The sequence below is a fragment of the Phenylobacterium sp. genome, from assembly GCF_036264965.1.
Taxonomy (GTDB): Bacteria; Pseudomonadota; Alphaproteobacteria; order Caulobacterales; family Caulobacteraceae; genus Phenylobacterium.
Genome location: NZ_DATAPY010000086.1, coordinates 1 through 22,870 on the forward strand (window position 1 = coordinate 1; position 22,870 = coordinate 22,870).

The following is a 22,870-nucleotide window of genomic DNA, read 5'->3' on the forward strand; positions in this document are numbered from 1 at the left end:
GCAGGATCCCAGCTTGAGGAAGAGGCTGCGGTCCAGGCCGCGCGCGGCCTGGTAGTCGATATCCTCGAGGCTGGCGTCGTGACGCAGACGCGCGGCTCTGGCGCGCAGTTCGAAGCGCTTTTGCCGCCGCAGCGTCAGCTCGTGGTCGAGCAGCAGCCCCAGCCATTCGGCGTGTTCGAGGCCGCGGGCTTCAGGCTGGGCGTGCAGGCTTTGGAAGCCCTTGGCCATGCCTGGGAGGCCAAGGTCGTGGAGAAGATCCAAGGTTGGGTGGGTCAGCATGGGGAGTCCTTTCAGTGGAAGTAGCCGCGGCCGCGGACGTTGGCGTGGGCGACCACGCTGGCCTCCACGGGCGCGGGGCGATCGAGGTTGTGGGCGATGATCGAGGCGATGCTTTTGTAGTTCAGCGCGCCGACCGCGATGGCCCTGGCCGAGACGCTCTCGGCGCGGTCCTGGCCCAGCGGCCCACAGAGCCGCAGCACGCCCATGCAGGTCCGGAAGGCCTGCTCGGGTTGAGGTCGATTGGACAGGATCGCGACGATCAGGCCCTCGGTCTGCGGACCGATCTCAGCCCCCCAGCTGCGGAAGCGTTCCGGCGTCCACTCGGCATAGGCCCGATGGGCGCTCGGCATGTGCTCCACGTCAGTGCCATGGCGACGACCGCCGTAACGCCGCTGATGGGCGGCGACACGCCGGCCGCGGTGGAAGATCTCGACCGTCCGCGTGGTGGTGCGGCTGTCCACCTGCTCGCGGATCAGGGCGTGCGGCACCGAGTAGAAGAAGCCCTCGATCTCGATGTGATAGTCCAGCCCGACGCGGGCCAGACGCCACTCGGCATACTCGTAATCGACCGCCGGCAAGGCCGACATCGCCGGACGATCCAGGCTCTCCAGCAGGTCAGACCGGCTCACCCCAAGCCGGCGCATCGGCCGGCTGTTCATCCGCGCCATCACCTCGGCGATCGCCGCGTTGGCCTCGTCCAGGGAGAAGAAGGTCTGATGCCGTAGCCGGCCCAGGATGTAGCTCTGCGCGAAGCGCACACCGGCCTCGACCTTGGCCTTGTCCTTCGGTTTGCGCGGCCGCGTTGGAAGCACGCCCACCTCGTAGTAGGCGGCCATCCGGCCGTAGCTGCGGTTGATCTCCGGATCGTAGAACGAGGCCTTGTTGACCCCGCTCTTCAGGTTGTCGGGGACCAGCAGCCGAGGCGCCCCGCCCAGATGTCTGAGCAGCCGCACGTGCGAGCCGATCCAGTCCGGCAGCGTCTGGGTCCAGGTCGCCTCGGCAAACGTGTAGTTGGAGGCCCCCAGCACCGCGACGAAGATCTCCGCCAGCCGCACCTCGCCGGTTATCGGATCGGTGATCCCCAGCCGTTTGCCCGAGTAGTCGACGAACAGCTTGTCACCCGCCACGTGGTGCTGCCGCATCACCGGTGACAGCCGCTGCTGGAAGCCGCGCAACAGATCGCAGAACCGCGAGTAGCCATAGCCGTCCGGCCAGACCTGTCGGTACTCGTCCCACAGGATCATCATGTTGACGCCCGGCCGTTTCAGCTCGCGGACCAGCACCCCCCAGTCCGGCTCCGGCCGCCGGCGCGCGCCAGCCGCGGCCCCGGCCCGCACGAAGAGCCGCGCCTCCAGAACCTCGTCGGTCAGATCCTCCGGCAACGGCCAGGGCAGCTTCGCCGCCGCCGCCCGCTTCAGCGCGTCCTGCACGGTGCTGCGCGCCACCCCCAGCACCCGGCCAATATCACGCGTCGCCGCGCCATCGTGATGCAGGCGCAGCGCCCGCCTTAGCTGTCTCATGGTCAGCAATCTCCTGGCCGGCATCGCACCCCTCCATCCTCGTCAGAGGGAAAGGCTCATGCCTCGGTTGCTGACCCGCACAGGCCTCCAGAAATCTCCGGCCAGGTGGCCGGCTTCATTTCGGAATGGTGGCCGGATTCAAATCGGTACGGTGGCCGGCTTCAGCTCGGAACCCTGGCCGGCTTCGCGTCGGAATCCATGGCCGGCTTCAATCGGAATTCGCACCACTTCCGCGGGACCCAGATCCTGTCGGCCCCGAAGCCGGGGCCGATGCGCGACGCCGAGCGGCAGCCGGACCTGCGCGAGGTCAAGGGCCAGGAGAACGCCAAGCGGGCGCTGGAGATCGCCGCGGCCGGCGGCCACAACCTGGCGTTCGTGGGGCCGCCCGGGTCGGGAAAGTCGATGATGGTCGCGCGCCTGCCAGGGCTCTTGCCGCCGCTGACGCCGGAGGAGCTGCTCGAGACCTCGATGATCCACTCGGTGGCTGGGCTGATCGCCAAGGGCGAGCTCACCCGCGCCCGGCCGTTCCGCGCGCCCCACCACTCGGCCAGCATGGCGGCGCTGACCGGCGGCGGGCTGAAGGCCAAGCCCGGCGAGGTCAACCTGGCGCACAACGGGGTGCTGTTCCTGGACGAGCTGCCGGAGTTCAGCGCCCAGGCGCTGGACAGCCTGCGCCAGCCGCTGGAGACCGGCGAGGTGATCGTGGCCCGCGCCAACGCCCACGTCCGATACCCGGCTCGGGTCCAGCTCGTGGCGGCGATGAATCCGTGCGGGTGCGTTGCTTTTTCTCTCACCCGGCGTGCCGCTCCACCTGAAGGCCCGCAAGCCCGAGTGCGAGCGCGACGAGTGCGAAAGCCTGGGCGCGCGATTGCGGCGCAGGCGGCGAGAGTTGGACCTGACCCAGAGCGAGGTTGCCGAACGCCTCGGCGCGAATCTCTGGTCCGTGCTCAAGTGGGAGCAGAAGGGACGCCTGCCATCCGTCGAGTTCTATCCGGCGATCATCCAGTTCCTGGGATACGAGCCCTGGCCTGAGCCGAGTACGCTAGCTGAAGCCCACGCTGCGGAGCGGCGGCGTCGAGGCCTCTCGATCAGTGCTGTCGCGGCGGAGATCGGCGTCTACGAGGGCACGTGGACCCGATGGGAGCGGGGCGAGTGGAAGTTAACCCACCGCACGGCCGAAGCCGTCGAGAGGTTCCTGGGCGTCCCCATCAAAACTCGGTTTCCGGCCGATGTGCGATAGCGGGCTAGCTACCGCCCTTGGCCACCTCGGCTGCACGGAACTGATCGTACCACTGCCACAGCTCGGGAAAATCGAGGTCCTTCGGGATCGGGTTATCAGGGATGAACTTCGCGTCGATGTATTGGCTGAGATAGGCCTCGCCGGTTCGCCGTGGATGGTTGGCGAGCCAGGAGTCATAGAAGTTGGCGTGCACCTCGTAGTGGTGCGAGTGAATGAACGGGCGCCACGCTTCTCGGACCTCGTCTTCGTCTTGGATGGTGATGAACGAGGTCTGTTCCATGCTCCGGTCGTCAGGCGTTCCCCAGGCCTCCTTCATCGCCGCCACTGCCGCCACATCGGTCTTCGGCGCGCTGTATCCGAAGACGGTGATCATGAAGGCCGATTTGAAGCCGCGCCTCAGTTCTCGCCATTGCCGGGCTATGCCCGGATCGGACGCGTAGTCCTTTTCTCGGACTGGGTAGAGAAGCTTCGAGACCTCGAAGGGATCGCCGCACCGGCGGCACCGGAGACCGGCCACCCCGACAACATCGTCCTTCGCACAGTAGCCCACGCTAAGGTTCCCGTGGAGAAACGCTAGGTTAGGCATGGAGCGCACCTGGCCAACATTGCGGCCGTAGGCTTCCACTAAGAGCGGGTCCCAGTTGAACGTCGCTATGATGTCCTTTCCCTGAAGCGAGAGGATCAGATGATCATAAATTGTGGGGTGATCTGGCAGGCGGAGGGTGCAGAAATAGGCTTCTGTCCGGTCTTCAAGTTCTCGAAGCTTGGCCGTTTCCCCTCGGTCGAAAAGATCACTGAAGGTCTCTTCGATGTTCTGCGTCGGATCGAGTCCCCACCGTCGCCTTTACTGACGCCGGCATCGAGCACCTCGCCGAGCTGGTCGCGATCCACAAAGCCAACCCCAGCCGGCTGCTCCCGCTGCACTTGGACAGCTGAGCCCGAAGATCGCGCCGTGGGCAGCGGATGGCCCGAAACGTCGAGCGGGTTGTGACCGGGCGCTTACGAAGAGCGTCCCGCCGTCCCCGGACAAAGGGACACCCACCGAATTCGGCGGGTGCTAAGCGCAGCTCGTCCGGATGCGCCCCGGTTGCTTCGTTCCGTCGTTTCGGGGTAGTGCGCTTGCCGATTGCGCAAGTCAGGACGCAGTGCGGCCCGACCTGCGGTCGGACGATCACACGACGTGCGCCGAGCTACGTACATTGTACCTGGTGGCCGCGCGCGGAAGTCTCAGCTTGCAATAACAACCCATGATCGAGTCATTTAGCGCGGGTAGCAGCAGTCGGCGTACCGCGATGATCCGGCGTTCGGTGTGGAAATCCCGGAGGCAAGCCTCCGCGGCGGGGACTTCGGCCCTGCTTCACCTCCTCGTTCTTGCGCTCATTCTGCGTGGCGCGCGGCCAGGATCGCCGGGCGTGGCGGGGCCTTTTCAGGGCGCCGGCATTGACGTGATCCTGGTGAGCGACGCCTCCCTCGGAACGGCGGCGCCTCATGCTCCGCCGATGGACGCGATGGTCACAGCGCCAGCGCCCGCGCCTTCGACTGCCCTTAGTGCAGCTCCGCCGACCGACGCAGGCCAGTCAGCGAAATCCCTCCTTCAAGCCGAGGAAAAGCAATCGTCCTCTGTGGGGTCCAAGGCGCAGACGGTGGCCTGGTCGGCCGACGGGACCGCGCGTCTCGCAGCAAAGGATGACGACGAACGCCGAGGGGCGAATGACGCTGTGGGGGGAGATCCGGCCGCGCCGAGCGAGCTTCTAAACCAGATCGCGAAGTGCCTCCCGGCCGATGTGCGTCCTCGCTTGGCCGCGCAGCGTCTCATCCTGAAGATCGGGCCTCACGGCGCTCTGGTGGCCGCACCGGTGATCGACTCGTCGCTGCCACTGCTAACCGCCGAGGCCCGCGCGGAAGCCGACAAGGTGGTGCAGGCGGCTTTGCAGTGCGGGCCTTACACGGGCGCTGCGCCGCGGGGCGGTCTTGTCGCGATGGACGTGGATTTTTCGGGCATTCGTCCGGCAGTTTTCACCGGTTCGGGGGCGGATCGAAGGCGTTAGGGTGACCGCGAGATTTACTACAAGAAGTTGTGAAGCGGGCGTCACCGATCTGAGGTTGAACAACTAACGCGAGCATTCCTACAGTCCCTGAGCGCGGCGTAGGCGCGGGGCGGGTGTGCGATGGGTTCGCTTGCGGTTTGGCCTGGACGGCCGCGCATGGGCGTCTTCTGGCGGATCGCCTCGCTGCGAATGTCTACCCTTCGAATCCGATTGACGCTGACCAGGGTCCTCATGGCGCTCCGCAGCGCTTTCGGCCTGACCGGACTCGCGGCCTTGGTCATCGCGCCGATGATCGTCCTTTCCGCCGCGGCGCCGCTGCCGGCGCACGCCCAGACGGGCAGTTGGTACTCCGGTTGCTGGTTTCCGGTGCTTCAAAACGCCGGCAGTTGCCAGGGAAATGGAGGTCAGAATGCCAGCTTAGATGCAGTCTGCCAAAGTTGGGGGCCGCTTTATGGAAGCATGTATCTAGGCGGCTATACTGTTCAAGGTAACGGCTCGATTACAGCTGATTGCTGGGGCAGTTTCTACGCTGGAGGCATCGCTCAGTATGACGTTACCATGTATTTGTCTTGTGCGTACGGATATCACCCATCAATTTCTGGATGCTTTCGAAACAAGCAATTTAGACCCAGCGCCGCACCATCGCAGTGTAAGGCCTGTTCGCAGGCGGGCGATCCAATAGATTTGTCGACCGGAGATCTCATCGAGGCGGCAACGGATTTCGAGACTGCCGGGCCCCATCCGTTGGCGTTCACCCGCCAATATTCATTCCAGAGCCCTTCGCCCAGCAACGCAGCGATTTCAGCGGCGCCGACGGGCTCCGGCCTGACAGGCTCAAGCTTCGGCATGAACTGGAGTTCGATGATCGACCGCCAGCTAGTCGACTCCTCCGGCTACTACGACACGGTCCTGCTGGAGGGCAACGGGTTCTATCTCTTCGCGGGGTTGTCGCCATATACGGGCGGACGCCGCGACACCCTCACGCACCCGACTTCCACCACGTGGACGTGGACCTCAGCCGAGGGCGAGGTCAACAACTTCACGCAGCTGGTCTCAGGCCATCCGGCGGTGATCACCAGCATCAAGGAGATCGGCGGCCACACGCTGACCTTCAACTACAGCGCCGGCGGCGTGCTGCAGACGATCACCGACGACCTGGGCCGGACGGCGACGGTCACTTGGACGGGCGGCAACGTTACCCACATCGCCTTCCCGGACGGAATTGGTGTCGACTACGCCTACTCTTCGGTTACGACGGTGAGCGGCTTGTCCGCGCAGAATCTCACGTCAGTGACGCGGACGCAGGGAACCAACAGTCGCGCCGTGACCTACCACTACGAGGATACGGTCTTCCCGAACGCCCTCACCGGCATCACCGACGAACGCGGCGTTCGAAGCACCACCTGGACCTACGACGACGCCAATGCGCGGGTGACTAGCTCCTCGCACGCGGGCGGAGCGGATCTGACCACGGTCTCCTACAACGACACCGCTATGACCCGGACCGTGACCGACGCGCTGGGCAAGCAGACGGTCACTACCTTTGCGGCCTACAACTACGCGATCTTGCCGACCCAGGTTGCGGGGGCGGCGTCAACGCACACCCCGGCCTCGACGAAAGGCTTCACGTATGACTCGAACGGCTACCTAACGAGCGAGACCGACGAGAACGGCAACGTCACCCATTACACCTACACCTCGGGTTACGAGACCAGCCGCACGGAAGCCTACGGGACCACGCAGGCGCGGACGATCGCCACGACCTGGAACACCACTTTCTCACTGCCGAGCCAGGTGACCGAGCCGACTCGCACCACCAACTACACCTTCGATACGAACGGCAATGTGCTGACCAAGGTGGTGATCGACACCACCAGCTTCACGTCGCCCTATTCGACTGGCGGGCGGACGCAGACGTGGACCTACACCTATACGACGGCAGGGCTGCTGCAGACGGTGACCAACCCGATCAGCGGGGTGACCACCTACGCCTATGACACCAGCGGCTTCCTCACGAGCGTGACCGATCCGCTGACCCACGTGACCTCGGTCACGGCGCGCAACGGGCGGGGCAAGCCCACGACCATCGTCGATCAGAACGGCGTCACTACGACGCTGACCTATGACCTCGACGACCGGGTCGCGACGGCGACCGTGAACCCTGGGGCGAGCCAGTCGGAGTACCAGTTCGCCTACACCAACGCCGGTGACATCGCGCAGATCACCCTGCCGGGCGGCGGCTACCTCCAGTACACGTACAATGACGCGCGGCGGCTGACGCTGGTCACCAATGACCGCGGCCAGACCCAGGCCTTCACCTATGACGCCAACGGCGACCGGCTGACGGCGCAGACCAAGGACGCCTCGTCGACCCTGACCCAGCAGGAGACGGCGACCTATGACGAGCTCGGCCGGATGCTGCAGCAGATCGGCGCCGGGTCACAGACGTGGACCTTCGCCTACGACAAGCTCGACAATCCGGTGCAGTCCACCGATGCGCGCAGCAAGGTCTATGGCGCGACCTTCGACGCGCTGAACCGGGTGATCGTGCAGACCGACCCGGAGAGCCACACCGTCCACTACGCCTATGATCCCACCGACACCTTGAACGACCACAAGGACGGGCGGAACCTGGACACGGCCCGCGTGGTCGACGGCTTCGGACGGACGATCCGTGAGGCCAGCCCGGACCGCGGGACGCTGACCTATTGGTACGACGCGGCCGATCACCTGACCAAGGTGGTGGACGGCGACAGCGTCGAGGTCGACTACGCCTACGACGTCGCCGGCCGCCTGACGGGGTCGAGCTATCCCGGCCACTCGGCGGAAGCGATCACCTACACCTATGATGCGACCGCCAGTGGTAACGCCGGGGTCGGACGGCTGACGAGCGTGTCCGAGGAGTCAGGGTCGACCGGCCACACCTACGACGCCCAGGGCCGGGTGATCGGTGACGCCAAGACGATCCAGGCCGAGAGCTATGCGGTCGGCTATGCCTATGACGCCAACGGCAAGGTGACCCAGATCACCCTGCCGTCGGGTCGGACGATCACCTACACGCGCGCGGCCGACGGCTTGGTCACGGGCATCACGACCCTGGCGACGCCGACCTCGACGGCCGCGACGGTCGCATCGAGCGTCACCTACCTGCCGTTTGGGCCACTCCAGAGCCTGGCCTATGGCAATGGGCTGAACCTGACGCGGACCTATGACGCCAACTATTGGATCAGCCGGACACAGGTGACGGGCGGTCTGGGGGTGACGCGGCTGGACCTCAGCTTCGGGCGTGATGCGAACGGCGCACTGATTAGCGTCACCGACAACGCCTCAAGCGGCCGCGGCGCGACCTACGGCTACACCGACTCTAGCCGGCTCAACTCTGCGACCGGGCCGTGGGGCGCCGACACCTACACCTATGACGCGGCCGGCAACCGGACCGACAAGGCGCGCACGATCGCCGGAACGACCACGCACGAAACGCCAATCCTGGCGTCGGGCAGCAATCAGGTCGCCCAGGTCCACGACGGGGGCGGATCGACGCTGCGGACGCTGACCTACCGGACCGGCGGCGACCTCTCGCAGGATGCAGTGACCTCAGGGGCGACCTACAACTACACCTACGACGCCCGCAAACGGCTGATCGACGTCAACGTGGGCCTCGACGCGGGCAACTACGGCTACGACTTCAAGGGCCAACGGGTCTGGCGGACGATCCCGGGCACGCCGAGCGTGCAAACCCACTACATCTTCGACGAGGCTGGCCACCTGCTGGCCGAGCACAACGGCGCGACCGGGGCGGTGCTGCGCGAGTACATCTGGCTGGACGACATGCCGGTCGCGATGATCGACTCCACGGGTGTTTCACCCGCGACCTACTACGTCCATACCGGCCAGCTGGAAGAACCCCAGACAATGACGGACGCCAGCCAGGTGGATGTCTGGGACGCCTTTGTCGAACCGTTCGGGGCGGCGCAGGTCTTCGCTACCGGGCCGGATCTGGATTTCCGGCTGCCGGGCCAGTTCGCGCAATCTGAGACAGGCGTTGCCATCAGCCAAAACTGGAACCGCGACTACGACACCAGCCTGGGGCGGTACATCGAGGCCGATACACTCGGGATCGAGGCCGGACAGAACGTCTATGGCTATGTGGATGGGGACCCGCTGAATGCGGTCGATCCCGAAGGGACACTGAAGTTCTGGTATTTCGGAAATTGGGGCGGACCTGGTTGGGCGAATGGCCAGTGGTTAAATGAAGCCGCAGACTACCTCCCTAAGCCGGGTGATCGTGATTATCACGCCCCGAGGAATAGGCAGGACGCCTGCTATGAGAAGCATGACCGTTGTATCCATCAAGTGTATAACTCCGACAGCCGGAAGATGTGCTTGATTCTGCCACAACGAAACAACCCTGGAGTTCAACAATGCGATCACGCCGTTTCTAAATGTCTCTCAACTCTTCCTTGGTACGGTAAAACACCCGACTCTATCGTCGCCGAATTCGGTTTCCGCAGCATGATCCCGAATGACTTTCATTGATTGCTGTTCATCCGCAGTAATTTCCTTGAGAGAGCAATGTAGTATGGCTGATTTGAATCCAAGACCTAATCTCGGGCGTCCGGAAATCAGATCTGCGCCCTTCGTCGCCTTAGCTTACGCCGCCGGGGCCACAGCTGGCGCAAGCGTCGGAGCGATAACCGATTTCCTAAGGGGGCTGTCGGCTGGAGGCGGTGCGGGTGAAAGTATCGGGTTCCAGGCCATTGGCGCCCTCGATACGGCGATGCTCCTTTTTTTTGTATGTCTGGCTTTTGAACTGATCATCGCTACGCCAATCCTGCGCCTTCTGCGGGTGAAGAATTGGCGCCCTCCCAGCCCATTCGCCGCCTCGGCACTCGGATTCGCTATTAGCGGACTACTGGCCGCGGCTGTGTCTGCGGTTCCATTGGGCGACGGAACCTCGGGTCCACTCGGCTACTTCAGCGGCAGCGCGCTGACGCAGAGCGGATGGTGGCGACTAGTTCTCAATGTCGCCCAATTCGGCTCCGTGGGGTCGGCGACTGCAATCGCGTTTGTCGTCACTGCCAGCCGCCCGAGAGCTTAGCTGCTGAACATCGGGGGACCTGATGCAAGGTGCCGTGACGATGGAAATTCTATCGCGAGCTAGACGTCGGGGATTTCAGGGACGTTGCACGAGCAATCTATCCGGCTGCTCTTCCCGATAGTTCGCGACAAGCTTGCACAACGCATCAAGAAGCGCGCGCAGCTTCCCTGCGGTCATCTCCGGTCAAGCAGGCTGCGACTTCTCGGCAATCAAGCCATGTGCAGTCGACAGAATATCTGCAGTCCATCGTCAATCACCAGAAGCTGCGCCCAATTCTCGCTAGCTATATTGGCTCTTGTGGCGGCTTCGCTGCTGACGTTGACGGCTTTCATGTGTGCTGTTCGATGGATCAAAAGCCAATGTGCAATGACGACGGCCATTGTTCCTGTGGGTGGGATATACGACTTCGTCGAATATCGTGCTGGAAAGGCAACGCACGCATGCCGCTGTGGAGTCGGAGGCCCCGGCCGTGGGGCCTGCGGCCGCGCGCCGCGCTGCCAGAGCGATTACCAGGGCCGCATCTCCGGCCCGCTGATGGACCGCATCGACCTTCAGGTGGAGGTCCCGCCAGTCACCGCCGCCGATCTGGCCCTGCCGGCGCCGGCGGAGGGCACGGCGGAAGCCGCCGCGCGTGTGGCTGAGGCCCGCGGGCTGGCCGGTGAGCGTGCGGCGCATGGCGGCGACGGCGCCGCGGCGTTGAACGCCCGCGCCGATGGGGAATGGCTGGAGACCATCGCCGGGCTCGACGCCCCGGCCCGCGCGCTCCTGACCCGAGCCGCCGAGGCCGGCGGCCTCACCGCCCGCGGCTGGGTGCGCACCCTGAGGCTCGCCCGCACCATCGCTGACCTGGAAGGCGCTGACGCAGTGCGCCGCGTCCATGTGGCCGAGGCCCTGATCTACCGGCGCGTGGCGCCCGGGTCGGCGGTCGGAAGTCCGCTGATGGCCGGCTGACGGCCGGCGCGCCAGGTGTTGATGACGCCGATGCCGACGGCGAAGAACACCCACTGGCTGAAGATGACCTCACCCGTCGCATAGGCCCAGGCCCGAACGCCGGGATCGACCAGGCGGGCCACGTGGACCCCAACACACAGCAATTGAAAAGCGGCGGCGAACAGCGGCCAGTAGCGACGGCTGCGCAGCGCGATCGCGGCGAGCAGCACCAGCAGGCAGGCGTCGGCGATAAATGCGCCCCACTGGGGGCCCAGCCATCTGGGGTCGCGGAGCACCACGGTCACCAACAGGCTGAGGAGCAGCCCGGCTCCCGCCACCTGTTCTTCCCGCTCGCCTTTCCAGAACGCGCCGCCGCAGACGACCACGGTGATCGCCAGCCCGACCCACGGCGGCAGCTGATAGCTGGTCAGATGCAAAGAAAAGGACCCTCGGAACGAGCCGAGGGTCCAATCTGACAGACCGCCCGCTTGGGCGGAATGGGGTTTAGGCGGCGCGGACGGCCCGCAGCGCGCGACGGCCGACCTGGACCTCTTCGGCGGAGGCGAAGGACGGCGGCGGCTTCCCGCCGGTGCCCGGGTCGGTCATCGTCACGGCGCCGAGGCCGATCTGGGTCTGGACGATCGAGAGCTCCTTGTGGGTCTCCACGATGGCGCGGCGGGCGTCGGCGAGCGCCATGATCGCCTGGCTGGCGCGCTCGACGGCGTCCTGGCCGATCAGGGCCGAGGCGCCGACCTGCTTGCGCAGCGAAGGCATGACGCCGGTGAGGGCGGCGGTTTTGGCGAGCGCGTTGTCGATGGCGGTTTCGGCCTCGAACAGGGCGGCGGCGACTTGTTCGGCGACCATGCGGCGTTGCTTGAGCATGAGGTCTCTCCTGCGCGCGTCGGGCTGCGACGCGCGCCTAGGGGTTTAATCGAGGTATGGTTTCGGTCCGGTTCAGGCCCGGAAAAAAGTTCGCCCGAGGTCCGAGAGGGCGTGGAGCCCGGCCAGCATGCCCCCGAAAGCGAGAGCCGTGATGACCGCGATCGCCACGATCGCCCCTAGTCGAGCGACGGGACTTAGATCGTTTCGGCCGAGCCAGCGTCGGCTTCCGACTTGAAGTTCTCGTCGAGGAGAACCCAGGTCATGCAGAGGATCTCCCGCAGGACCATTTCCGAAGGCTTGAACGGGGCCAGCTTCCGGGTGCCCGACACCAGGTGCTGGACCATCTTGGCCTGCGCCGGGGTCGCCGCCAGATCGACGAGCTGCCGCTCCAATTGCGCCCAGGTAAAGGGCGGGAGCGCTTCCTCCCTGGCCGCCGGAACCGGCCAGCGCGCCTCGAAGTCGTCGATCTCCCGACGCAGCCGCAAGGCCTTGCCGATCACCGCTCGGTTGTCGAAGTTCTGCCAGTCGCCCATGGGCCGCCCCCTCTGTTGCCCCCTCATCGGGCCAGAGGTTGACGCCGGCGTCTGTCCTGATCGCGTCCTGTCCTGATCCAGTCAGGACATGGTTAACGGGCGCATCGACATCCAGTTGGCGCGCCAGGCGCGCGGCCGCGTAGCGGTCCTCGACGCCCAGCTTGCGGCGCGCGCGATCGCAATAGGTATCGACGGAAGTCTTCGACATGCCGAGTTCGCGGGCGATCTGCTTGGAAGACAGGTGCTGATCGACCAGACGCAGGCATTCGCGTTCACGCGGCGTGAGCAGTCCCACCGGATCTTCGACGATGATGTCGCGTGCTCGCATGGCGCTAGCAGTTAACGATGACTTGCCGCTCGCGTCTACTTTAACGCGTGCCCCAAACGGCGATCAGCTACACTGTGACGCATTGGAGGCGCCGCGATGGACACCCCCGACCCCGGCCGCACCGCCCAGTTGGAGCTGATCATCGGCGCGCGCCTGCGAACGCGGCGGCGGCAACTGGGCCTCTCGCAAAGCGATCTGGCGGACCGGCTCGGGGTCAGCTTCCAGCAGGTCCAGAAGTACGAACGCGGGGCGAATCGGGTGGCCGCCTCAACGCTGCTCACGGCGGCCCAGGCCCTGAACACCTCCATCGCCTGGCTGGTGGGAGAAGAGGTTTCCGGCCGCGAAGACGACGACGACGTATTCCGCGCCCTGGCGCGCCCTGGCGCGCTGGAGATCCTGCAGGCGTTCAACGCCATTCCCGACCCGCGAACCCGGCTGGCCCTGCTGGCCCTGGCGCGCGAGATGGCGGTCGGCTAGAGCCCCGCCCCGGCCGCTTGACCGACCGTTAAGGCGTTTGCGGCTATCGCAGACGCCATGCGTAGACAGCCCCTAAGGCCCGCACGCCCGCTCGCCGAACGCAGGCCGCGCCGCGCTCAGATCAGCGCCGAGCAGCTGGCGTCGCTCAGCCACGAGTTCCGCACCCCGCTGAACGGCGTGCTGGGCATGTCCCGCCTGCTGGAGGGCACACGCCTGACCGCCGAGCAGCGCGCCTACGCCGCCGCCATCCGGGATTCCGGCGAACACCTGCTGACCCTGGTCAACGACGTGCTGGACTTCGCCAAGCTGGGCGCCGGCAAGGTCGACCTGCATCTGGGCGATGTCGAGGTCGACGCCCTGTTGCGCGGCGTCTGCGAACTGCTGTCGCCCCGGGCGCGCGAAAAGAACATCGAGATCGCCTGGGCCGCGCCGTCGGTCCCCGGCGCGATCCGCGCCGACGATGGCCGTCTGCGCCAGATCCTACTCAACTTCGCCGGCAACGCGGTGAAGTTCACCGAAACCGGCGGCGTCCTGATGAGCGTGGTCGCGGGCGAGCGCGGCCGGCTGCGGTTCACCGTCGAGGACACCGGCCCGGGCGTCACCGCCGCACAGCGCGAGCGCATCTTCGAAGCCTTCGCCCAGGCCGATCCGGCCCACGCCCATATGGGCGGCGCAGGTCTGGGTCTGGCGATCGCGCGGCGCCTGGCGCTCGCCATGGACGGCGAGGTCGGCGTCGAGGCGAGAGCCGGCGGCGGGTCCTGCTTCTGGTTCGAGGCCGCCTTCCGCCCGGCCGCGGCGCCGATGCAGGTCGCCACGCTGGCCGGACGCCAGGTCGGGGTGGCTTCGGCCAATCCGATGGTCCGCGAGGCGGCCTGGCGGCAGATCGAGGCCTGCAAAGGCCAGCCGGTCGCCGCCGCCGACATCGACGGGCTGATCGCCCACACTCAGTTTGGCGACGTGATCCTGGTGGACCACGCGCTGGCCACTGGCGCGCGCCTGTTGCGCCGCCCACCGGAGCGTCGGGCCATCATCCTGCTGGCGCCGGACGAGCGCGCCCTGATCGGCCGCTACCGCCGCTCCGGCTTTGCGGGCTATCTGATCAAGCCCCTGCGCCGCGCCTCCCTGGCCGAGCGGGTGCTGATCGCCGCGGGCGCGGAGCAGGCGTCCTCGGCGGCCGCCGAGGACGAGCGGATCGCCACCGCCGCGGCCCCGGGCAAGCGGGTGCTGCTGGTCGAGGACAATCCGATCAATGCGCTCCTGGCCCGCGCGCTACTGGCCCGCGAGGGCTGTGAGATCGACCACGCCAGCGGCGGCGGCGAAGCCATCGCTGCGGTTAAGGTCGGGTCCTATGACCTGATCCTGATGGACATGCGCATGCCGGGCCTGACCGGCGTCGAGACCGCCCGCGCCCTGCGCGACCTCGGCGTCGAGACCCCGATCGTGGCGCTGACCGCCAACGCCTTCGAGGACGACCGACACGCCTGCCTGGCCGCCGGCATGAACGACTTCCTCGTCAAGCCGATGTCGCCGGACGCGCTTCGCGCCACCCTGACCCGCTGGACCGGACCGGGCTGGACCGAAGCCCTCAGGCGCGCCAAGGTCGGCTGACGCCGGGCGGCCCCGGCGAATCGCCGGAGCCGGAATGAGCACGGACGCAGCCCGCAACGCGCCGCGCAAGAAACGCACAGCGATGGACGTTCTGCGCGAGCTGCGGCAGCCCAAGGTCGCGGTGATGCTGGCGCTGGGCTTCGCCTCGGGCCTGCCCTTCCTACTCTCCCAGAACACCCTCGGCTATTGGCTGCGCGACGAGGGGACTAGCCTCAAGCTGATCGGCTTCGCCTCCTGGGCGGGCCTTGCCTATGTGTTCAAGCCGTTCTGGGCGCCGATCGTCGACCGGGTGGATGTGCCCCTGCTCGGCCGCCTGGGGCGGCGGCGGGGCTGGATGCTGCTGTCCCAGATCGTCGTCGCCGCCGGCCTCGTTGGCATGGCTATGGTCGGGGTCAAGCCGGGTCTGGCGACGATCGTCGCTTTCGCCGTGATGGTGGCCTTCGCCTCCGCCACCCAGGACATCGTCATCGACGCCTGGCGGATCGAGGCGGCGGACGGCCCTGACGAGATCGGCCTGCTCACCGCAGCCGCCAATATCGGCTATCGGATCGCGATCATCGTCGCCGACGCCGCCATCATCGCGGGGGCCCAGCACTTCGGATGGCCCGCCTCCTATGTCGCCATGGCGGTGCTGATGGGGATCGGTTTCACCGCCAGCCTGTTCGCCTTCGAGCCCGTCCGCGCCGAGGCCGTGATGCAGAGCAAGGCGCCGCTCTGGACCCCGCGCGGCTTCTTCGACGCGGTGGTGGGTCCCTTCGTGGACTTCTTCGCGACCCACAAGGGCCTGGGCCTGCTGATGCTGGTCGCCATCGCCGCCTACCGCCTGCCCGACTTCCTGATGGGGCCGATGTACAACCCCTTCTATCATGACCTGGGGTTCTCGAAGGACGCCGTGGCGGCCGTCCGGTTCCCGACCGGCCTGTTTGGAGCCTTCGTCGGCACCGCCGCCTCCGGCCTTTTCGCCGTGCGGTTCGGCCTGTTCCGAGCCCTGGTCACCGGGTCGATCCTGCAGGGTCTGGGCACGGCGTCGTTCGCCCTGCTCACAGTCAACCACGATCTTGGCCTGTTCACCGCCGTCATGGCTCTGGACCAGTTCGCGCAGTCCTTCGCCGGGGTGGCGCTCATCGCCTACATGTCGAGCCTCACCAGCCTCGGTTACACCGCCACCCAGTACGCCCTGCTGTCCTCGACCTACGCCTTCCTCGGCAAGTTCCTGAAGGGCTTTTCCGGGGAGGTGGTCGATGGCCTGTCCCACGCCCAGGGCCTTATGGGCGCCTACGCCACCGCCTGGATCGGGACGGGCCTGACGGCCATACCGCCGATCTTGCTCGTCCTGCTGCTGGCGCGGCGGACCCGGCGGCCCGAGACCGTCTAGGGCCCAGCCTCAAGATGTTGCGATGGCAGGGGGTGTTGCATGTGCCCGCTGCCATCCTTCACATGTCAAAGAGCTGATGTTCTTGTTGTGTTCACGGTAAGCTCGGCGCGGCCAAAAGTCGAGGAATTCCGCGTGGACCCTAGGCGGTCAGGCAGACCACCTGGGCGACGCGCAGATTGCGGCGCAGATCGTCGGCGACCCGTCCGTAGTTGTCGGCGGTGATCGGCACGCCGGGGCTATCGGCGAGCCTGCGCCCACTGGCCGCCAGGGTCCTGGCGGTGGTCTCGGGCGAGGTCGTGTAGATGCGGCCGCGGCGCGGCGCCTCGGCGATGGTCACGCCGATGACACGGCCCTGGGCGTCCAGCGCCGGCGCACCGGAGAGCCCGCCCAAGGTGCCCTTCAGTCCATCGGTGCGGCCGGTCTCGGCCCAAACCAGCACCGGCTCGGTGCGCGCGCCGCGCCCCTGCACCACCAGGTTCTCGCGACCCAGCAGGCGCGAACTGGCCTCGCCCGGCCTGCCCTGCGGGAACCCCACGTGGAAGGCCCGTTCGCCCCGCCGCAAGCGCTGGCTGAGGCCGAGCGGCAGGGGCGCGGCGCCGCCCTCGGTGGTCAGGATCGCGGTCTCGGCGCTGGGATCGATGCGCACGGCGGCGGCCACGCCGCGGCCCGGCGACACGACGATCGCCGCCTGGGAGCAGCCCTCGACCACATGGCGCGCGGTGATCCAGACGCCGGTCGAGGCGATCGAGAAGGCGGTGCCGGCGCCGGCCTCGGTCTTGCCGGAGACCTCCACCACCACCGCGGGATCGAAGGGCGAGGCCGGGCCCAGCGCCGCGCCCTCCGCCTCCGTCGTCGGCGGCGGGGCCGGCGGGGCGTCGGCGCGTTCCTGGCGGCCAACCGCGGCCAACAGCAGGGCGACCACCACCGCGGCGTAGATCAGCCAGTCGGGCAGCCGGGGGAAATGCATGGAGACGCCGGCTCTTGGCCTAGCCGGAGACCGCGGCGGCCAGGATCAGGGCGGTGGCGATCTTGGCGCCCACCAGCATGGCCGCTGCGGCCATCTCGTCGTCCTGGATGCGCTTGGGCAGGCCGTGCAGGATCAGGTCGACCAGCCGGAAGACCAGCAGCTGCACGAGAGTGATGGCGACACCCCACAGCGCCAGCTCGATGAGGGTGGTCGAGGCCTTCAGCGACACCGCCAGCGGTATGGCCAGACCGACCAGCACGCCGCCCAGCGACACGGCGGCAGAGGTATTGCCGTCGCGGATCAGCCGGATCTCCTTGTGCGGGGTCAGCATGACGTAGAGGGCGGCGGCCGCGAACAGGATGGCCACCGTCACCCCGGCGTGCAGCAGGGTGATCGGGAAGCCCGTGGCGAAGGCTTGGATTTCCGGCGACTGGAGGGGCGTGGTCATGGTCGGGCGGCTCCGGGGGACGGTCGCCCTCGATAGCACGTGGCGCCGGGCTTCTGGAAAGCGCCTCTAGCCCGCGACGTCGGCAGCGATGATCCTGAGCGCCTGGGTCAGGTCCCTGGCGCTCGGCGCGCGCTCCGGATCGATCAGCCACTGGGCGAGGACGCCGGTCATCAGGGCGTAGTGGAAGGCGCCCACGGCGCGGTTGGCGGCCGGATCGTCGGGCCGCACCGCCCCCTGGAACAGCTCCGCCAGCCCCTCGCGCGCCTTCTCCTGGGCCGCGGCCATCACCTCGCGGACCTCGGGCATGGCGTCGATGTAGGGCGAGACCTCGAAATTGGCCGCCCAGAGCTGGCGGTTGGCCGTGGCGACCTCAAGGATCCGCGTCCAGACGGTCTCGAACCGGATCGCGAGCGGCGCGTTGGGATCGATCTCGCTGGCGAGCGCTGTCTCGAGTTCGCCGACCCACTCCGCTGTCGCCTCGATCATCGCCTGGGAGAGCAACGCCTCCTTGGACCCGAAGTGGTAGCCGATCGCGGCCAGGCTGACCCCGGAGACGGCCGCCAGGTCCCGCGCGGTCGTGCGCGTGAAGCCCTTCTCCCGCAGGCATTGCTTGGCCGCCGCCATCAGGTCGTCGCGATTGCTCATGGGCGCGGCTTAGCAAGGGCCAGGACGATTGTCTTGTACATATGTCTTAGACATATGTATGACTCGCCGCCGTCGTGCGGGAGCTGGTCGTGAAGAACCCCAATATCCTGATATCCGGCGCCGGGATCGCCGGTCCGGCCCTGGCTTTCTGGCTGGCCCGCCATGGCTTCAGGCCGACGATCGTCGAGCAGGCGCCGGGCCTTCGCGACGGCGGCTATGCGGTCGACTTCCGCGGTCGCGTCCACCTGGACCTGCTGGCCCGGATGGGCCTGCTGGACGAGATCCGCCGCCAGCAGACCCACATGGGCGCAATGTCTTATGTCGATGCCGCCGGGCGGGTGCGTTCCAGCCTGCCGGCCGACTTCATGTCCGGCGATGTGGAGATCCTGCGCGGCGACCTGGGCCGCATCCTGTTCGACGCCACCGCCCAGGACGCAGAGTACATCTTCGGCGATTCCATCGCGGCGTTGCAGCAGGACGAGCGCGGCGTCGAGGTGACCTTCGCGTCCGGCGCGCCGCGGCGGTTCGATCTGGTGGTCGGCGCCGACGGGCTGCACTCCGGCGTCCGGGCCCGCGCCTTCTGCGAGGCGGGCGCGCTCTACGAGTTCGGCTATCACGTGGCGATCTTCACGACGCCGAACCTCCTGGGTCTCGACCGGACCGGCGTCTTCTACAACGAACCCGGCCTGTCGGCGGGCATGTACGCCGCGCGCGACAACACCGAGGCCAAGGCGGCATTCTCCTTCGCCACCCCGGACCTGCCGCCCAGGCGCCGCGGCCGCGCCGAGCAGGAGGCGATCCTGCGCGAGCGGTTCGGCGGCATGAAGTGGGAGACGGCCAGCATCCTTAAGGCCATGCCGGACGCACCGGACCTCTACTTCGACTCCGTCAGCCAGGTGCGGCTCGATCGCTGGTCGGCAAGCCGTGTCACTCTGGTCGGCGATGCGGGCTACTGCCCCTCGCCGTGGTCGGGCGCGGGCACCGGCCTGGCCGTCGTCGGCGCCTATGTGCTGGCGGGCGAATTGAGGCGGGCGGGCGGCGACCACGAAGCGGCCTTCGCCGCCTATGAGCGCCGCATGCGGCCCTACGTCACCCGTTCGCAGAAGATGGCTGAGGGCGCCGGCGACTGGGTCGCCCCGATACAGCGCTGGAAGCTGTGGCGCCGCGACCTGCTCTACCGCACCCTGCCGATGACGCCGTGGAATGGCATGCTGGCCGACATCCCCCGCAAGACGGCCGAAGCCATCGTGCTGGAAGACTACTGAGCCGGCGTCTCGGCAGGCGTTTCGACCGCCGCCTTGCGCCGGGCGCTGGCGCGGACCTTCTCGCTCTCGCTCTTCAGCTGGCCGCAGGCGGCCAGGATGTCGCGGCCCCGGGGCGTGCGGATCGGCGAGGCGTAGCCGCCGCGGTTGAGGATCGCGGCGAAGGTCTCGATGGTCCCCCAGTCGGAGCACTCATAAGGGCTGCCCGGCCACGGATTGAACGGGATCAGGTTGATCTTGGCCGGAATGCCCTTCAGCAGCTGGACCAGGGCCTTGGCCTCGGCCGGGCTGTCGTTGACGCCCTTCAGCATGACGTACTCGAAGGTCACCCGCTTGGTGTTGGACAGGCCTGGGAAGGCGCGGATGCCGGCCATCAGCTCGGCCAGCGGGTACTTCTTGTTGAGCGGCACCAGCGTTTCGCGCAACGCATCGTTGGTGGCGTGCAGCGAGATGGCGAGCATGGCCTGGGTGCGCTCGCCCAGTGGGATCAGCTCCGGCACGACGCCCGACGTGGAAACCGTGATCCGCCGGCGCGAGATGGCGATGCCCTCGCCATCGGCGATGATGTCGATGGCCGCGGCCACGTGGTCCAGATTGTAGAGCGGCTCGCCCATGCCCATGAAGACGATGTTGGAGAGCTTGCGGTCCTCCTTGGGCGAAGGCCATTCGCCGAGGTCGTCGCGAGCCACCTGCACCTGGGCCACGATCTCAGCGGCGGTCAGGTTGCGCACCAGGGCCTGGGTGCCGGTATGGCAGAAGGTGCAGTTGAGCGTGCAGCCCACCTGGCTGGAGACGCACAGCGCGCCGGAGCGGCCGACGTCGGGGATGTAGACCGTCTCGATCTCGATGCCCGGCGCGGTGCGGATCAGCCACTTGCGGGTGCCGTCCTTGGAGACCTGGCGCTCGACGACCTCCGGCCGGGCGATGGTGAAGGCCTCGGCGAGGCCGGCGCGCATCTCCTTGGCCACGTCGCTCATCGCGGCGAAGTCGGTGACGCCGTAGTGGTGGATCCAGCGCCACAGCTGGGTCGCGCGCATCCGCGCCTTTTCCGGGCGCACGACCTCGGCCGCGATCAGGGCGGCGGCAAGCTCAGCCCGCGTCAGCCCCGAGAGGTTGGGCTTCACGGCGGCGCGAGCCGGCGCACGCGAAAGGTCGAGGGTCACGCCCAAGGGGACAAGCTTCCTGTCTGGAGGTCCCGCTATATAGGCGAGACGTGAACGCGGGCCAAATCGCGGGCGGCTGTTAACCGGCGATTGGTGGGCGCAAGCTAGGCCTTGGCCATGAAACGTCTCGCCGCCTTCACGATCCTCGCCCTGCTGGCCCTGCCGGTGTTCCCGGCGCAAGCCCAGACCCAGGCTCCGGCCGACGCCTCCGCGACGGCGGCCGTGGGCGACCTGTGCGCCGACCGGCCCGGGAAGGCGACGCCGCCCTGCATTCTCGATACGGGTCACGCGCAGCTCGAGGTGGGCCTCGCCGACGCCGTGTTCCAACATAGCAACGGTCTGCATCAGACCCTCTACACGGTGAGCGCCGGCGAGCTCCGCGTCGGCCTCACCCCCAGCCTGGAAGTCGAGGCGAGCTGGGCGCCGCTGATCATCGACCATCAACGCGGCGCCGCCGATGTCACCGGAACCGGCGACCTCACCGTGGGCCTGCGCCACGCCCTGACCGCACCCGGCAGCGACGGCGTCCAGGTCTCCATCCAAGGCTTTGTCACTGCGCCCACGGCCACTCATGGCCTGGGCGCTGGCGGCTGGACTGGCGGGGCGCGCCTTCCCGTTGCGGTTCCACTCAGCAAGGACCTCGGTCTCGGCCTGACGCCGGAGGTGGACGTGGTCCGCAACGCCAGCGGCGGCGGAACGCACCTCAGCTGGTCACTCCCGGTCGGCGTCAGCCGCGCCTTTGACAAAACCACGCTCGGCATCGAGGCTTGGGGCGAGGTCGACGACGACCCGCAGCGCCGCACCTACCAGGCCAGCGCCGACTTCACGGCCGCGCGGATGATCGGCGAAAACACCCAGCTCGACGCCGGCGTCTATTTCGGCCTCAACCGCCAGACCCCCGACGCCGAGGCCTATGTGGGCCTGTCACACCGCTTCTGAGTCGCCGACTTTCAAACGTCCGTTCGATTTGCGCCTTCCGCCTCCGAAGCCGCTGGGCTAGCGTCCGGCCAACTTCGAAGAGACTTCCGGGAGAGCGGGCATGAAGGCGCTGTTGAGCAAGGTCGTGGGGGGACCCGAGACGCTCGTCCTGGAGGACGTGCCGTCACCCGAAGCTAAGCCCGGACATGTGGTCGTTTCGGTCAAGGCCATCGGCGTCAACTTCCCCGATGTCCTGATCATCGAGGACAAGTACCAGTTCAAACCGGAGCGGCCCTTCGCGCCCGGCGGCGAGCTCTCCGGCATCGTGAAATCCGTTGGCGACGGCGTGACCAACGTGAAGCCGGGCGACCGCATCCTGGCCAACACCGGCTGGGGCGCGATGGCCGAAGAGGTGCTGCTGCCGGCCGGCCGCGTCTGGAAGATCCCCGACGCGATGCCGCACGATATCGCCGCGGCCTTCATCCTGACCTACGGCACCTCCTGGCACGCGTTGACCGACCGCGGCCACCTGAAGGCCGGCGAGACCCTGCTGGTGCTGGGCGCCGCCGGCGGCGTCGGCCTCTCGGCGGTTGAGCTCGGCAAGGCGTTGGGCGCGCGGGTGATCGCCGCCTGCTCGACGCAGGAGAAGGTCGACCTGGCGATCAAGCACGGCGCGGACTCGGGTGTGGTCTACGGCCGCGGCCCCTTCGACAAGGAGGGCCAGCGGGCCCTGGGCGCCCTCTTCAAGGACGCTTGCGGGCCGAACGGCGCGGACGTGATCTACGACGCCGTCGGCGGCGACTACGCCGAGCCGGCGCTGCGCTCGATAGCCTGGGAAGGCCGCTATCTGGTGATCGGCTTCGCGGCCGGCGACATCCCGCGCATCCCGCTGAACCTGGCCCTGCTGAAGGGCTGCGACATCGTGGGTGTGTTCTGGGGCAGCTGGGCGGGCAAGAACCCGGAGGCCTTCGCCAAATCCATCGACGACCTGCTGGCGCTCTACGCCCAGGGCAAGATCAAGCCGCATGTCTCCGAGCGCTTCCCGCTCGCCAGGGGCGCCGACGCCATCGCCCATCTGGGCAGCCGCCAGGCCATGGGCAAAGTGGTCATCACCGTCGACTGACGCCATCGCCCGCCGGGCGAGGCTCG

General features: G+C 67.4%; 19 protein-coding genes and 3 pseudogenes. 11 read left to right on the top strand and 11 right to left on the bottom strand.

The features are described 5' to 3' along the window. Both VHS75_RS10775 and istA read right to left on the bottom strand, forming a co-directional pair. Positions 1-279, bottom strand: a 279-nt coding sequence (locus VHS75_RS10775; protein ID WP_329638617.1) for an ATP-binding protein, incomplete at its 3' end; no start/stop codon positions are given. Between the two features lie 11 nt (positions 280-290). Then, entirely contained in the window at positions 291-1,799 is a 1,509-nt protein-coding gene (gene istA / locus VHS75_RS10780) for an IS21 family transposase (RefSeq protein ID WP_414694285.1), read from the bottom strand. Positions 1,800-2,021: 222 nt separating this feature from the next. On the opposite strand from istA, the pseudogene VHS75_RS10785 reads away from it, so the two are divergent. Beyond that, positions 2,022-2,585, top strand: a pseudogene (locus tag VHS75_RS10785) (ATP-binding protein); the annotation flags it as partial. 13 nt (positions 2,586-2,598) lie between these two features. After that, positions 2,599-3,039, top strand: coding sequence for a helix-turn-helix domain-containing protein (locus tag VHS75_RS23090; RefSeq protein ID WP_414694286.1), 441 nt, complete (start codon positions 2,599-2,601; stop codon positions 3,037-3,039). A 4-nt stretch (positions 3,040-3,043) separates the two neighbouring features. Here VHS75_RS23090 and VHS75_RS10790 read toward each other — a convergent pair whose 3' ends face one another. Next, on the bottom strand, positions 3,044-3,664 hold the full coding sequence (locus tag VHS75_RS10790) for a hypothetical protein (RefSeq protein WP_329638619.1): 621 nt from the start codon (positions 3,662-3,664) through the stop codon (positions 3,044-3,046). Between the two features lie 1,018 nt (positions 3,665-4,682). Between VHS75_RS10790 and VHS75_RS10795 the strand changes: the two genes are divergently transcribed. From VHS75_RS10795 to VHS75_RS10805, 3 genes and pseudogenes are all read left to right on the top strand, one after another. After that, positions 4,683-5,087, top strand: coding sequence for a hypothetical protein (locus tag VHS75_RS10795; RefSeq protein ID WP_329638620.1), 405 nt, complete (start codon positions 4,683-4,685; stop codon positions 5,085-5,087). A gap of 558 nt (positions 5,088-5,645) precedes the next feature. Beyond that, complete coding sequence (locus VHS75_RS10800) at positions 5,646-9,623, top strand: RHS repeat-associated core domain-containing protein (protein WP_329638621.1); 3,978 nt, start codon at positions 5,646-5,648, stop codon at positions 9,621-9,623. Between the two features lie 991 nt (positions 9,624-10,614). Further along, positions 10,615-11,136: pseudogene (locus tag VHS75_RS10805) on the top strand (ATP-binding protein); the annotation flags it as partial. Here the strand turns inward: VHS75_RS10805 and VHS75_RS10810 are convergent. From VHS75_RS10810 to VHS75_RS23095, 4 genes and pseudogenes are all read right to left on the bottom strand, one after another. After that, on the bottom strand, positions 11,082-11,552 hold the full coding sequence (locus tag VHS75_RS10810) for a hypothetical protein (RefSeq protein ID WP_329638622.1): 471 nt from the start codon (positions 11,550-11,552) through the stop codon (positions 11,082-11,084). The pseudogene VHS75_RS10805 and the gene VHS75_RS10810 sit on opposite strands and share 55 nt — an antisense overlap. Positions 11,553-11,619: 67 nt before the next feature. After that, a complete protein-coding gene (locus VHS75_RS10815) occupies positions 11,620-11,997 on the bottom strand; it encodes a hypothetical protein (protein WP_329638623.1) in 378 nt (125 codons plus the stop codon). Positions 11,998-12,191: 194 nt separating this feature from the next. Beyond that, positions 12,192-12,530 (bottom strand): hypothetical protein, encoded by a 339-nt coding sequence (locus VHS75_RS10820; protein ID WP_329638624.1) that lies wholly within the window; start codon positions 12,528-12,530, stop codon positions 12,192-12,194. Between the two features lie 181 nt (positions 12,531-12,711). Then, positions 12,712-12,858 (bottom strand): annotated as a pseudogene (locus VHS75_RS23095) (LuxR C-terminal-related transcriptional regulator); the annotation flags it as partial. A 96-nt stretch (positions 12,859-12,954) separates the two neighbouring features. Here VHS75_RS23095 and VHS75_RS10830 point away from each other — a divergent pair. The 3 genes from VHS75_RS10830 to VHS75_RS10840 are packed head-to-tail and all read left to right on the top strand — an operon-like array spanning position 12,955 to position 16,318. After that, positions 12,955-13,335, top strand: a complete 381-nt coding sequence (locus tag VHS75_RS10830) for a helix-turn-helix transcriptional regulator (RefSeq protein ID WP_329638626.1) — start codon at positions 12,955-12,957, stop codon at positions 13,333-13,335. Between the two features lie 57 nt (positions 13,336-13,392). Then, the gene (locus VHS75_RS10835; RefSeq protein WP_329638627.1) at positions 13,393-14,943 is read left to right on the top strand and encodes a response regulator; all 1,551 of its coding nucleotides are present in this window, start codon (positions 13,393-13,395) and stop codon (positions 14,941-14,943) included. Between the two features lie 34 nt (positions 14,944-14,977). Further along, the gene (locus VHS75_RS10840) at positions 14,978-16,318 is read left to right on the top strand and encodes an AmpG family muropeptide MFS transporter (RefSeq protein ID WP_329638628.1); all 1,341 of its coding nucleotides are present in this window, start codon (positions 14,978-14,980) and stop codon (positions 16,316-16,318) included. A 139-nt stretch (positions 16,319-16,457) separates the two neighbouring features. On the opposite strand, the gene VHS75_RS10845 is transcribed toward VHS75_RS10840, so the two are convergent. From VHS75_RS10845 to VHS75_RS10855, 3 genes are all read right to left on the bottom strand, one after another. Continuing rightward, positions 16,458-17,285, bottom strand: a complete 828-nt coding sequence (locus VHS75_RS10845) for a serine protease (RefSeq protein ID WP_329638629.1) — start codon at positions 17,283-17,285, stop codon at positions 16,458-16,460. A gap of 19 nt (positions 17,286-17,304) precedes the next feature. Then, on the bottom strand, positions 17,305-17,733 hold the full coding sequence (locus VHS75_RS10850; RefSeq protein WP_329638630.1) for a DUF350 domain-containing protein: 429 nt from the start codon (positions 17,731-17,733) through the stop codon (positions 17,305-17,307). Positions 17,734-17,799: 66 nt separating this feature from the next. Continuing rightward, positions 17,800-18,378: a TetR/AcrR family transcriptional regulator gene (locus VHS75_RS10855; RefSeq protein ID WP_329638631.1), complete on the bottom strand. Its 579-nt coding sequence runs from the start codon at positions 18,376-18,378 to the stop codon at positions 17,800-17,802. Positions 18,379-18,467: 89 nt separating this feature from the next. Here VHS75_RS10855 and VHS75_RS10860 point away from each other — a divergent pair, with 89 nt between their 5' ends. Continuing rightward, positions 18,468-19,643: an FAD-dependent monooxygenase gene (locus tag VHS75_RS10860; protein ID WP_329638632.1), complete on the top strand. Its 1,176-nt coding sequence runs from the start codon at positions 18,468-18,470 to the stop codon at positions 19,641-19,643. On the opposite strand, the gene rlmN is transcribed toward VHS75_RS10860, so the two are convergent. Next, a complete protein-coding gene (rlmN, locus tag VHS75_RS10865) occupies positions 19,637-20,809 on the bottom strand; it encodes a 23S rRNA (adenine(2503)-C(2))-methyltransferase RlmN (protein WP_329638633.1) in 1,173 nt (390 codons plus the stop codon). The genes VHS75_RS10860 and rlmN overlap by 7 nt on opposite strands. Before the next feature lie 111 nt (positions 20,810-20,920). Here rlmN and VHS75_RS10870 point away from each other — a divergent pair, with 111 nt between their 5' ends. Then, positions 20,921-21,742: a transporter gene (locus tag VHS75_RS10870; RefSeq protein WP_329638634.1), complete on the top strand. Its 822-nt coding sequence runs from the start codon at positions 20,921-20,923 to the stop codon at positions 21,740-21,742. 100 nt (positions 21,743-21,842) lie between these two features. Next, a complete protein-coding gene (locus VHS75_RS10875) occupies positions 21,843-22,844 on the top strand; it encodes an NADPH:quinone oxidoreductase family protein (protein ID WP_329638635.1) in 1,002 nt (333 codons plus the stop codon). Positions 22,845-22,870: the final 26 nt, after the last annotated feature.

Bases quoted from the DNA above. Each gene is read 5' to 3' on its own strand.
- VHS75_RS10840 (WP_329638628.1), top strand. From the start codon at position 14,978: ATGAGCACGGACGCAGCCCGCAACGCGCCGCGCAAGAAACGCACAGCG.
- VHS75_RS10835 (WP_329638627.1), top strand. From the start codon at position 13,393: ATGCGTAGACAGCCCCTAAGGCCCGCACGCCCGCTCGCCGAACGCAGG.
- VHS75_RS10845 (WP_329638629.1), bottom strand. From the start codon at position 17,285: ATGCATTTCCCCCGGCTGCCCGACTGGCTGATCTACGCCGCGGTGGTG.
- VHS75_RS10820 (WP_329638624.1), bottom strand. From the start codon at position 12,530: ATGGGCGACTGGCAGAACTTCGACAACCGAGCGGTGATCGGCAAGGCC.
- istA (WP_414694285.1), bottom strand. From the start codon at position 1,799: ATGAGACAGCTAAGGCGGGCGCTGCGCCTGCATCACGATGGCGCGGCG.
- VHS75_RS10855 (WP_329638631.1), bottom strand. From the start codon at position 18,378: ATGAGCAATCGCGACGACCTGATGGCGGCGGCCAAGCAATGCCTGCGG.
- VHS75_RS10850 (WP_329638630.1), bottom strand. From the start codon at position 17,733: ATGACCACGCCCCTCCAGTCGCCGGAAATCCAAGCCTTCGCCACGGGC.
- VHS75_RS10875 (WP_329638635.1), top strand. From the start codon at position 21,843: ATGAAGGCGCTGTTGAGCAAGGTCGTGGGGGGACCCGAGACGCTCGTC.
- VHS75_RS10815 (WP_329638623.1), bottom strand. From the start codon at position 11,997: ATGCTCAAGCAACGCCGCATGGTCGCCGAACAAGTCGCCGCCGCCCTG.
- VHS75_RS10870 (WP_329638634.1), top strand. From the start codon at position 20,921: ATGAAACGTCTCGCCGCCTTCACGATCCTCGCCCTGCTGGCCCTGCCG.
- VHS75_RS10800 (WP_329638621.1), top strand. From the start codon at position 5,646: ATGTATTTGTCTTGTGCGTACGGATATCACCCATCAATTTCTGGATGC.
- VHS75_RS10830 (WP_329638626.1), top strand. From the start codon at position 12,955: ATGGACACCCCCGACCCCGGCCGCACCGCCCAGTTGGAGCTGATCATC.